This is a genomic window from Paenibacillus sp. FSL R7-0163 (assembly GCF_037969975.1).
Lineage (GTDB): Bacteria > Bacillota > Bacilli > Paenibacillales > Paenibacillaceae > Paenibacillus_AQ > Paenibacillus_AQ odorifer.
Genome location: NZ_CP150224.1, coordinates 4,167,124 through 4,178,847, shown reverse-complemented (window position 1 = coordinate 4,178,847; position 11,724 = coordinate 4,167,124). Strand labels below are relative to the sequence as shown.

9 protein-coding genes are annotated in these 11,724 nt (G+C 44.1%); 5 read left to right on the top strand and 4 right to left on the bottom strand.

All coding sequences use genetic code 11. The features are described 5' to 3' along the window. Positions 1-133 precede the first annotated feature (133 nt). From NST45_RS18625 to NST45_RS18605, 5 genes are all read left to right on the top strand, one after another. Complete coding sequence (locus tag NST45_RS18625) at positions 134-850, top strand: response regulator transcription factor (protein ID WP_036684414.1); 717 nt, start codon at positions 134-136, stop codon at positions 848-850. Beyond that, positions 850-1,785 carry a sensor histidine kinase gene (locus tag NST45_RS18620; RefSeq protein ID WP_038569569.1) on the top strand — a complete coding sequence of 312 codons (936 nt, stop codon included), beginning with the start codon at positions 850-852 and terminating at the stop codon, positions 1,783-1,785. Before NST45_RS18625 ends, NST45_RS18620 begins: the two co-directional genes overlap by 1 nt. Before the next feature lie 117 nt (positions 1,786-1,902). Next, the gene (locus NST45_RS18615) at positions 1,903-2,823 is read left to right on the top strand and encodes an ABC transporter ATP-binding protein (RefSeq protein WP_036684408.1); all 921 of its coding nucleotides are present in this window, start codon (positions 1,903-1,905) and stop codon (positions 2,821-2,823) included. Then, complete coding sequence (locus NST45_RS18610) at positions 2,816-3,508, top strand: ABC transporter permease (RefSeq protein WP_076101638.1); 693 nt, start codon at positions 2,816-2,818, stop codon at positions 3,506-3,508. The genes NST45_RS18615 and NST45_RS18610 overlap by 8 nt, the downstream gene beginning before the upstream one ends. A gap of 208 nt (positions 3,509-3,716) precedes the next feature. After that, complete coding sequence (locus NST45_RS18605) at positions 3,717-5,354, top strand: ATP-binding protein (RefSeq protein WP_051491336.1); 1,638 nt, start codon at positions 3,717-3,719, stop codon at positions 5,352-5,354. A gap of 64 nt (positions 5,355-5,418) precedes the next feature. Here the strand turns inward: NST45_RS18605 and NST45_RS18600 are convergent, their stop codons facing one another. The 4 genes from NST45_RS18600 to NST45_RS18585 form a co-directional block, all read right to left on the bottom strand. Then, positions 5,419-6,270, bottom strand: coding sequence for a DegV family protein (locus NST45_RS18600; protein WP_036684402.1), 852 nt, complete (start codon positions 6,268-6,270; stop codon positions 5,419-5,421). Positions 6,271-6,428: 158 nt separating this feature from the next. Next, a complete protein-coding gene (locus tag NST45_RS18595) occupies positions 6,429-7,292 on the bottom strand; it encodes an AraC family transcriptional regulator (RefSeq protein ID WP_326046825.1) in 864 nt (287 codons plus the stop codon). A gap of 145 nt (positions 7,293-7,437) precedes the next feature. Further along, a complete protein-coding gene (locus tag NST45_RS18590; RefSeq protein ID WP_036684397.1) occupies positions 7,438-9,120 on the bottom strand; it encodes an alpha-glucosidase in 1,683 nt (560 codons plus the stop codon). Between the two features lie 88 nt (positions 9,121-9,208). Then, positions 9,209-11,527 (bottom strand): glycoside hydrolase family 65 protein, encoded by a 2,319-nt coding sequence (locus NST45_RS18585; RefSeq protein WP_339823471.1) that lies wholly within the window; start codon positions 11,525-11,527, stop codon positions 9,209-9,211. Between the last annotated feature and the right edge of the window lie 197 nt (positions 11,528-11,724).

Genomic DNA, 11,724 nt, shown 5'->3' with positions numbered 1-11,724 from the left:
CTTTTTGTAAGTTGTTAAGGCCATAATACCTGGGCTACCTTTAATGAAACTGAAATAAAAACTGAAATAGTAAGCGCTCCGGGAAATTGGTATAATTTAACGAAGAGGTTTTCGACTACGGGGAGGTTTGGACATGCCACAGCGTGTGCTGCTGATTGAGGACGACGAAGCAATCAGTGAAATGGTCAGGTCTTATTTGGTAAAAGAAGGTTATGAGATTGAAGCTGTATTTGACGGTGAAGTAGCGGAGAGAACATTTCGGACCGGGGGTCCATTTGATCTTGTACTGTTAGACCTTATGCTGCCGAAGCGTAGCGGGACTGACATTCTTCAGACTATCCGTGCGGGGAGTCTGGTTCCAGTGTTGATCATGTCCGCCAAAGACAGTGATGTAGATAAAGCGCTTGGGTTAGGCTTTGGGGCAGATGATTATATTACGAAGCCCTTTTCTATGATTGAGCTAGCGGCTAGGGTGAAGGCAGCGATCCGTCGTGCAGGTTATGCATCTCCCAGTATCCAAGTGGAAGATCAAGCTCCGGTGAAGCAAATGATCTCCATTGGCCGATTGACTGTAGATTTAGATAACTTCTCTGCGTTGAAGAATGGGGAAGAAGTAAAGCTAACGTCGAAGGAATTTCATATTCTTAAGCTGTTTGTGACGCATCCGGGCCGAGTATTTACCAAAGCGCAGATTTATGCGAGCGTATGGGAGGATGATTATTTCGGGGATGAGAACGTCATTAATGTACATATGAGAAGATTGCGTGAAAAAATAGAAGACGACCCCTCCCATCCCGAATACATTAAGACGTTATGGGGCATCGGGTATAAGCTGGGAGAACAGCTATAATGATTGCGGGGCTAGGTGTTGTCATTGTGCTCTTACTGGCCGTCATTGTCTGGCAATATCAGAATTCGCGTAAAGCTTCTAATGATTTGCGATATATGCATGACAAGTTAAGCAGCATTATGGAAGAAGGCTCACATGAAAGATTGCTGCTGTTCAGCGGTAATTTGGAGCTGCAAAACGTGCTGATTGACCTGAACCGGCTGCTGGATATCAATCATAAAGGAAGCATTGAGCGTGTGAGGCTGGAGAAATCCATGCGTAATATGCTGTCTAATATTTCTCATGATCTTAAGACTCCGCTAACGGTTGTGCTTGGTTATATTGAGACCATTCAGCAGGATGAGCATTTGCCGGCTGAGGAACGGGAACGGATGATGAAGATGATTCATCAAAAAGCCAATGAAGTGATCCAGCTGATGAACAAGTTTTTTGATTTGTCCAAGCTGGAATCAGGAGATCGGGAAGTTGCTCTTTCACGAGTTGAGGCAGGTGAAGTATGCAGACGCAACATCCTTTCTTTCTATGATATCCTCAGTGCTAAGGGCAGTGAGGTGGAGATTGAGATTCCGGATGGGGCTGTTTACTTCATGGGAAATGAAGAGGCTCTTGATCGAATATTGTCCAATCTGTTGTCGAACGCAATTTCTTATGGCGACGCGGGGGGCGTATTAGGATTAAAGCTCTATAGTGATGAGAACAAAGTATACATAGAGGTGTGGGACCGGGGAAAGGGCATTAGTGAAGTACACCAAGATAAAGTATTTGAGCGTCTGTATACGCTGGAGGATTCAAGAAACCGGGCTTATCAAGGCAGCGGTCTAGGTCTGACGATCACCAAAAGATTAACGGAGCAAATGAATGGAACGATTACACTGGTTAGTCAGCCGTATGTGAGAACGGTGTTTACCCTTACTTTTCGCAGATTACGCTTCTAAGGAATAGAATTGTGCGCAGCTTAAGATTTTCGTAAGAAACGAGTAATAAAAAAGAAAATTCTGCTGTGTACAATAAGAACTAAGGAAGACGAGACGAAAACAAAGGGGAGCGCGGAATTGACTACAATACTTCGGACAAGAAATTTAACGAAAACCTATCAAGGTAAAGAAGTCGTAAGCAATGTGAATATGAATATTAAGCAAGGTGAAATTTACGGGTTTCTTGGACCTAATGGTGCTGGCAAAACTACCGTGATGAAAATGGTCACGAACCTCGTTAAACCTACGAGTGGAGAAATTGAATTTTTTAATGAAAAAATGACTGAACATTCTTACGAAATGCTGAAGCGGATGGGCTGCATCATTGAATATCCCGTGTTTTATGATAAATTGACAGCCAAGGAAAATCTGATTTTGCACGGAGAGTACATGGGCTATTATGATCCGCAAGCGATTGGTGAAGCGCTGGAGCTCGTAAAGCTCACAGGTGTCGATAAAAAGCCGGTGAAGCAATTTTCACTTGGGATGAAGCAACGACTGGGTATTGCCAGAGCCTTCATGACGAAACCTGAGCTGCTCATTTTGGATGAGCCGATTAACGGGTTAGATCCTGTGGGAATCAAGGAGATGCGTGAAGTGTTCCGGATGCTTAGCCGTGAATATGGAATGACGTTACTTGTATCTAGTCATATTCTGGGGGAAATAGAGCAGATTGCTGATACGATCGGTGTGATCCGGCAGGGTGCTCTGGTAGAAGAAGTGGCGATGGATTCCATTCGTGGCCAAAATACTGAATATATCGAAGTGGTTACGAACGAGATTAATAAAGCAGTGTATGTGTTGGAGCATAAGCTTGGGCTTAATAATTTCAAAGTGCTGGACCATATTACAGTAAGAATATATGACGATGGAATCTCACAGCGTGATCTGAATAAGGCGTTAGTGCTAGCAGATGTGGAAATTGAGAGTATCAGCAAAAAACAACATACGCTGGAAGATCATTTTCTGCAATTGATTGGGGGTGAAAGCATTGCTTAAATTAATATCTTTGGAGATTCGGAAGAATAAGCTAAAAACGCTTCTTACAGGTGCTGCAATCGTTAATCTTGCGATTCTTGCTTTTATGATTATGGTTTTATTCGTTGATCAAAATGAGAGCGAACCGTCGTTTGCTTCTTATGCAGAGTTGTTTGAGGGTGTGTTCGTTTTTGTAAAGGCTGCTTATATTATTTTCGCTTCGGTTATTATTAGCAAGCTGGTGATTGATGAGTATAAGAACAACACCATTACTCTTCTCTTCATGTATCCTATCTCACGTAAAAAGCTAATGACTGCGAAAATATTGATAGTGTTCGCCTTCACATTTGTTGCCATTATCGTGGCAGACATTGTAGTCGGCGCTATCCTAATAGGATTCAATTCCTTTGCAGGGCTAATTCCGGGTGAACTGACCCTTCATGTAATCACATCAGAGCTGATTAAGTTAGGCGCAAACGCATTTTATGCCGCGGGTATCGCTCTAATTCCATTGTACTTTGGGATGAAGAAAAAATCAGTCCCAGCCACCATCGTCTCAGCTGTGTTAGTTACCTCCCTAATTTCTGGGGGATTTGATCAAGCGCGTTTAGGTAATTTAGCGGCGGTGTCGATCTCACTTGGTTTGCTAGGAGCAGCCATTGCCTATATGGCCATTCGCAACATTGAACATAAAGATATCGCCTAATAGATTCGGAATTCCCCCCTTTTATAACCCTTTTGTAACGATGAAAAAGCATCGTGATTGGGGTTATAAAGGGGGGATTTGACGTTTATCTACGACTGATTTCCGTAATTTTGATATAATAGATATGAAATATATTTTAAATTTTAGATGAACATTGCCCGTTTAGGGGTAATGATAATGGATGAGAGAGCCTGAGGGGATGTGAACTGTGGATAAAGACTGGACGTCCATTCTGAGACGGTTGCTTTCGGAAGAGAGCGCTTATAAATCGTTATATGACCATCATCCTGATTTGATATTCGTTCTGGATAGACAAGGTCGCTGCGTAGGAACCAACCTAACGTTCCATCTAGGCTCCGGCGCAGAAGCGCAGTTTCAAAATACAAGTCCGATATCAGCAAAGAGAAAAAAACTTGGCAATATTGCTAGTTTTGAGGCTGCTCTGCAGGGGAACTCCTCAAGCTTTGAGCTACAAGATTTAGAGAATCCCAAAAAAGGCTCGAATTGCGTAGGCGTTAAACTTTTACCGATCAGAACGGAAGAAGGGATCGCCGGGGTATTCGCGATTACCAAAGTAGCTAACGGAAGCGCTCTTTTACATGCGGAATTGTTACAAGACTGGTTGGATGAATTGGCAGACACCTTGGACACTGAAATACCTGCCAAGGGAGAAGCGGAGGTAAGCTCCAAAGATACCTCAATAGTAGCTGTGAAGGATCAACAATCGAGTCTCATTCTGAATTCTGTCTCTGCGGGAATCTTTGTGCTCGATACAACGGGGCGAACTCTTTTTATTAACCGTGAGGCAGCAGATATGCTAGGCTATCAACCTACAGAATTGATGGGTCTGAAGCTTATGGATTATATCCATCATATCCAAGGTGACGGTTCGCGCTATTCGACGCCTGATTGCCAGATTAGTCTTACGATAGAGGATGGAATCATCCGTAAAAAAGATGATGAGATCTTCTGGCGTAAGGATGGCACCAGTTTTTTTGTTAATTACCGGGTGGCACCTCTTATTGATGAAGGGCTGATCGCAGGTGCGGTTATTGCCTTCAGTGATATTACGAATGAGCGAGAAATCATTCGTGCCAAAGAATCAGCAGAGCAGGCAGCGCAAGCCAAATCTGATTTCTTAATGATGATGAGCCATGAAATTCGGACGCCGATGAACGGGATGATCGGAATGGCTGATCTTTTGTTGGATACTGAGCTTGGAGAAGAGCAGCGAGGTTATGCCGAGATTTTACGCAGCAGTAGTTATACGTTATTACAGATCTTGAATGACATTCTTGATTTCAGCAAGATGGAAGCAGGTAAAATGTCACTGCAATCCGAGAAGTTTGATCTCCGCGAGATGATCTCAGACGTCATAGATTTATTTGCACCGAAAGCGGAAGAGAAGAAGCTGGCATTACGGTGGTGGATGGATACTAGCGTTCCAACCATAATCATTGCTGATCCGATCCGGTTGCGACAGATTGTTGTGAATCTGGTTGGCAATGCGCTGAAATTCACTGAACGTGGGAGCGTGACCCTATCGGTGAAGAACATTCCACTATCTGATGAACAAGAATTTTTGTTGGAATTTTCAGTGCGGGATACAGGTGTAGGAATTGCCGGTAACAAACTCAATCTGTTGTTTCAATCTTTCTCACAGCTGCATCCGTCCATAAACCGTAAATATGGAGGCACAGGTTTGGGACTGGCGATTTGCAAGCAGCTCGTTGAGCTGATGGGTGGGACGATCTTTGTAGAAAGTGAAGAGAATCAAGGTTCTACGTTTCGTTTTATGCTGCCTTGCAGAGCAGAAGATATAGAGCTGGAAGTAACTTCAAACTAGGGGGGTTACACACAAATCTCCGGTCCATTTGCTTAAGAAGCAATGGCCGGAGATTTGTGTGTTATTAGTCCTGAAGCATATACATGAGACCTACAGTATGCGGCCCACAATGGCTGCCAATTACACAACCAGCATGGAGAATTGCTATTTCATTAACTTGAGTTTTCTCTCGTAGTGCTGACTCCAGATAGAGTGCATCTTCTTCCGCCAAGGTATGGACAACGATGAGCAACTCTTTATCCATTCGATCGATGTGAACCAAAGCGTTCTGGAGCATTTGTTCCACAGCTTTTTCCTTTTTGCCACGGATTTTGCTAGTAGGTATGATGCTTCCATCTACCAGTCTAAGAACAGGACGGATTTTGAGTAGACTACCGATGAAGTTCTGCATGCCTGAACAGCGTCCACCCATATATAAGTAATCTAGCGTATCCACAACGAATTCAGTTTCCACAAGGTTGCGGCTGTGCTCCAGCATGGCTGCAATCTCCACCGCAGTGTGGCCTTTTTTAGCAGCTCTGACAGCCTTCATAACAAGGAGGGCAATGCCTCCGCACAAGGTTTGCGAATCTATGACCTGTACGCGTCCCTCAGGAAATTCCCCGGCAGCCAAAAGTGCATTCTGATATGTAGAGGATAGTGAGGAGGAGAGACTGATATATACAATATCTTGTCCGCTACTAATCACGGGTTGAAATGCAGCAATGAAATCTGCTGGCGAAGGTGCTGCCGTTTTCGGCAATACTCCACTAGCGGCTACACGGCGATACACTTCCTCGGGTGTAATATCTTCACCATCTTTGTAGGTACCTTCTTCAAATACTACATAAAGAGGAACGATGCCGATGTCATAAGTATCCTTCCAGTTTTGAGGTAAATCGGAAGTGCTGTCTGAAAATATTTTTACAGTAGACATGAAATTCTCCTTCACCGATAATTCGGATGACAATAATCAATAATCATTATAGAACTATATAATCTATTTATTATACCAAGACTATGCCAATTCTCAAAATGAAATAGTAGGCAATCACAAGAAAAAAGACTATCGAGGTTTCGATAGTCTTTCTAGTTCTATTCTTTTTTCGTAACAGGGATCCATATCTCACAGCGATAGTCCTCTGCGTCTGGTCTCCCCGGAAGATATAGCTCAAACTCAGGCCCGCCTGTATGCTCGTAGCCTGTGGAAGGGAACCACTCTTGGAAAATGCGTGCCCATACCTGCTGGATAGCATCAGGCATCGGCCCTACTGAGGTGAACACAGCCCAACTTGCAGCTGGGATTGTTGTAGAAGCAAAGCCCTGTGCATCAGTCTCTGGAGTAGCTTCGACAGCGATCCAATAGGAGAAGGTTTCTTTATCATGGTTCATGTCAGAGCAGATGCCTAATAAATCCTTATCTCCACCGAGCTCAATCAGCTTATCCGACGTACCATTTTCATTAGCTTCTATCCACAACTGAGGGATGCGGCGCAGATTCTCCCCATCTTTCGTTGTCATTTCCTCTACTAGTCCGATAACATTAAAGGCGTCTCTTTTCTCAATTCTGTAGTCCATTACTTTATCTCCCTTCAGTGATAGATGGAAGGAGAGTCTAGGGAAAGCCTTGAGCTGTACCCCTGACTCCCGCGCAGCAGAAGGAGTAATTCCATGTGCCTTGCGGAATGCTTTGGCAAACGACTCGGGCGAGTCATATCCGTATTTCAGTGCAACATCCAGCACTTTAACTTTAGAAATAGCAAGCTCCTGTGCAGCCAGAGTTAATCTGCGCTTACGGATATAGTCTTTAATAGATACTCCGGTAAGCATATTGAACATGCGCTGGAAATGAAAGGGGGAGGAGTAAGCAACCTTGGCGATTTCTTCAATCGTCACAGATTCCTCCATCTTGCTCTCCATATAATCTAAAGCTTCTTTCATGCGGATAAGCCATTCCAAGTCCGTCATCTCCCTTTAAGTTCATACTATCAGGCTGCATTTGCAAAATCCTGTTATTCCGTGCTCTCTAATGACAGGTAGCAGGCAGAAGGATAATCTCATAAAAAATCATCCTAAATAGTATAACTCAGGAAGATAGACAAAGTTAGTCTTTCAATCGATACACTCTTGCTTCATAAGGTCGTAATAATTCCCGTGTGGGTGCATCATCAGGGTAATTTCCAATTATAAGTTCCGTAGCCTTACTTAGCTCTGCGGAAAGATCAACAGTCTGTGGAACCTCATTGAAATTGAGCAGCACCAGCCACTTCTCGTCATCCAGAGTACGCGTATAGGCATATATGTCCTCATGCTCTGGCAAAAGTAGCTTGTATTCGCCATAAGCCATGATCGGATTTTTTTTGCGCAAAGCAAGCAGCCTTTGGTAATAATAAAAGATAGAATCCGAATCAGCCAGCGCCTGCTCCACGTTAATTTCCTTGTAGTTCGGATTAACTTTGAGCCACGGCTCCCCTTCAGTAAAGCCGGCATTCGCAGAATCATCCCATTGCATCGGAGTGCGCGCATTATCACGGCCTTTGATATGAATAGCGTTTAGAACGCTGTTAGGATCAGCGCCGCCTTCGGTAACCTTTTCGCGATACATATTGAGGATTTCTATGTCTTTATAATGTTCAATGGCTGTGAACTTTACATTGGTCATCCCGATTTCTTCGCCTTGATAAATATAGGGCGTCCCTTTCAGCGTGTGCAGTAAGGTAGCGAGCATTTTGGCAGAGATCACGCGATACTTACCATCATCCCCGAATCTTGAGACCATACGTGGCTGGTCATGATTGTTAAGATAAAGACTATTCCAACCCTTATCCGCCAGACCCACTTGCCATTTATGAAGAATATCGCGCAGCTTCGACAACGTCCACGGGGCTACGTCCCATTTGCCGTCAGGACCCGAGTCCACATCCATATGCTCGAACTGGAACACCATTTGCAGCTCTTTGCGTTCCTCGTCCGTGTAAAGAATAGCATCTTCAACTGTAGCGCCAGGAGTTTCGCCGACAGTCATAATGTTATAGTTGGATAACACTTTGTCATTCATTTCATGTAAAAACTCATGAACACGTGGTCCATTCATATAATATTCGCCACCCCAGGCAAGTTCCCCGGGAGCGAGGCCGTCTCTATGGGAGGAAGGGAGACCTTCCACTTTGGAAATCATATTGATTACATCCATTCGTAGACCATCCACACCCTTGTCGAGCCAGAAGGTGATCATCTTGTATAACTCCTCACGCAGCTGCGGATTCTCCCAGTTGAGATCCGGTTGCTTGCGTGAAAACAGATGCAGATAGTATTCACCAGTAGTTTCATCCAGTTCCCAAGCCGGGCCGCTGAATACAGAACTCCAATTGTTGGGGCGCTCACCATCTGGTCCACCCGGACGCCAAATGTAGTAATCACGATATGGATTATCTTTTGAAGAACGGGATTCTACGAACCAAGGATGCTCATCTGAGGAATGATTGATTACAAGGTCCATCATCAGTTTTATGCCACGGGCGTGCAATCCAGTCAGTAATTCTTCCCAATCCTGCAATGTGCCGAACTCATCCATAATATCTTGATAATCGCTGATGTCATAACCGTTATCGTCATTTGGCGATTTATAGACAGGTGACAGCCAAACTACGTCGACACCTAGCTTTTGCAAATAATCCAGACGTGAAATGATTCCTTGCAGATCTCCAATCCCGTCACCATTGCTATCTTGAAAGCTGCGGGGATAGATTTGGTAGACAACGGCTTCTTTCCAAAAGGTTCTGTTCATTCATAATCACTCCTTTTATAAGTTAGCTTCCTAAAAAATAAAGAGACCCCAAAAGCTTTAAGCTTCAAGGGTCTCTTGGGTGTAAGTTTTATACTGTGACGGAATTGCTATCAGCAGTGATGCTGCTTAGTCCGTTTACGGTATATTCTTTGTCGTAGATAGTAATAGAAGCAGGGATATCAGTTTCATTCGTAACAGTAACTTGTGCATCCGTAACGCTTACTTTCAGACGGGAGCCGCGGAACATAATTTTAAAAGAGTAAGCAGTCCAGTGACCTGGGTTAGATGGGCTCAGTGTCAGTCTGCCGTCATGTACGCGGAGTCCGCCGAAACCATGTACGATCGACATCCAAGTACCAGCCATGCTAGTGCTGTGCAACCCGTCTTCTGTATCATTGTTATAGTTATCAAGATCCAGTCTTGAAGTACGCAAGTACATTTCATAGGCCTTATCCTTATATCCCAGCTCACTGGCTAGAATGGAGTGGATACAAGGGGAAAGGGAGGACTCATGAACAGTGATCGGTTCATAAAAGTCGAAGTTGCGTTTTTTTGTATCCAGATCGTAACGGTCACCCAGGAAATATAATCCCTGCAGAACGTCTGCTTGTTTAATGAAGCAAGAACGCAGGATACGGTCCCATGACCATTTTTGGTTAAGTGGCAGATGCTCACGTTCCAGATCTTTGACTTGAATGATCTCTTTGTCCAGGAAGCCATCTTGTTGTAAGAAGATACCCAGCTCTTCATCCGCAGGATAATACATCTTAGCAATGATGTCTTTCCATTTTGTAGTTTCGCTCTCTTGCAGCCCTAGTTTGTCAACTAGCTCTGCATAACGAGCAGGCTCATTTTCTTGCAAGTATGCCAGTGCTTCCATGGTGTATTCCATAGTCCACGAAGCCATACGGTTTGTATACCAGTTATTATTAACGTTATTCTCGTATTCATTCGGGCCCGTTACGCCGAGCATTACGTATTTGTCTTTACGTGATGCGTAGTGAACACGTTCTTCCCAGAAGCGGGAGATTTCCACGAGAACCTCAAGGCCATATTGTCCCAGATAAGCTTTGTCTCCGGTGTAGTTCACATAGTTGTAAATGGCGTAGGCAATGGCACCGTTCCGGTGAATTTCTTCAAATGTAATTTCCCACTCGTTGTGGCATTCTTCACCGTTCATGGTAACCATTGGGTACAGCGCACCTTTTTTGAATCCAAGCTTACGGGCATTTTCTTTAGCTTTCTCTAAGTGCTTGTAACGGTAGATCAACAAATTGCGGGCAATGGAGGAGTCCGCCGTACTGAGATAGAAGGGAACGCAATACGCCTCTGTATCCCAGTAGGTGCTGCCGCCGTATTTTTCACCGGTAAAGCCTTTAGGCCCAATGTTCAGGCGGTCATCTTCACCATTATAGGTTTGATTGAGTTGGAAAATATTAAAGCGAATCGCTTGCTGAGCCGAAACGTCACCTTCAATAATGATGTCGCTTTCTTTCCATTTTTCTCTCCAAGCTTCAATTTGTTCAGTCAAAAGGGTTACGAACCCAGCTTCCTTAGCAGCTTGCAGAGCAGTTTGGGCGGCGTCGACCAATTGTCCCAGACCGTGATTCCGAGAAGTAACATTGGCTACATATTTATAAATGACGATTTGATTGCCCGCTTGTGCGGTTACGTCCAGTTTGCTGGCTACATATTTCTCTTGTTCGATGACTTCTGCTTCGGCAGTTACCTTTTCACCATTGACAAGGATATCAAGAGCCATAGCAGAGGTGACATGGAAGTCGAGTTTCTTAGTCTTTAGGGTGAGATGTCCATGATCAGGTCCCGCTTGTTTCTCAACTTCATTCCAGAATTTCTCGTCATAGTTGGAATCCTTGTTCTTCACATCACCATCAAGATAAGGAGTAATCGTAATCTTGCCTGAGAAATTGACAGGAATGATGGAATAGCGAATCGCGCCGATTTCTTGACGAGTCATGCTTACGAACCGGATACTTTCTACTTTAACTTCCTTACCATCTTCGAGTGTTGCAGTGAAGCTACGGGAGAGCGTACCTTCTTTCATATTAAGTACACGGCGGAATTCGGAAACGGTGCACTTTGCCAGATCAAGGGGGGTACCCTCGATATCAATGTTAATACCGATCCAGTTCGTGCTGTTAAGTACTTTGGCAAAATATTCAGGATAGCCGTTTTTCCACCAGCCAACACGTGTTTTGTCAGGGTAGTAGACGCCAGCCATGTAGCTGCCTTGCAGGCTGTTACCGCTATATTGCTCTTCGAAATTGGCCCGGCCACCCATAAATCCGTTACCAAGACTAAATACGCTTTCAGAAATTTCTTGCGTCTGTGGATCAAAGGATTCCTCAATAATGGACCATTCATCAATTGTTAAATATTGTTTCACGATAACCGCTCCTTTAAATATGTTAGGGGGATATATAAAATGAACAAATCCCTTGTTAAACTTCCGGTGATATATAAGTGACTGCGCGGAATCTTTGGACTTTCGATCACATTTTGCGGATGAAATCTGATTATAAAGGCGAACGTTATGCTTCTATAGTTCCAAAATTCCTCTCCGTCACTTCATCACCAGAAGGC

Excerpts from the sequence above, each read along its gene's own strand:
- NST45_RS18625 (WP_036684414.1), top strand. The coding sequence starts at position 134 with ATGCCACAGCGTGTGCTGCTGATTGAGGACGACGAAGCAATCAGTGAA.
- NST45_RS18620 (WP_038569569.1), top strand. The coding sequence starts at position 850 with ATGATTGCGGGGCTAGGTGTTGTCATTGTGCTCTTACTGGCCGTCATT.
- NST45_RS18600 (WP_036684402.1), bottom strand. The coding sequence starts at position 6,270 with ATGTCTACTGTAAAAATATTTTCAGACAGCACTTCCGATTTACCTCAA.
- NST45_RS18590 (WP_036684397.1), bottom strand. The coding sequence starts at position 9,120 with ATGAACAGAACCTTTTGGAAAGAAGCCGTTGTCTACCAAATCTATCCC.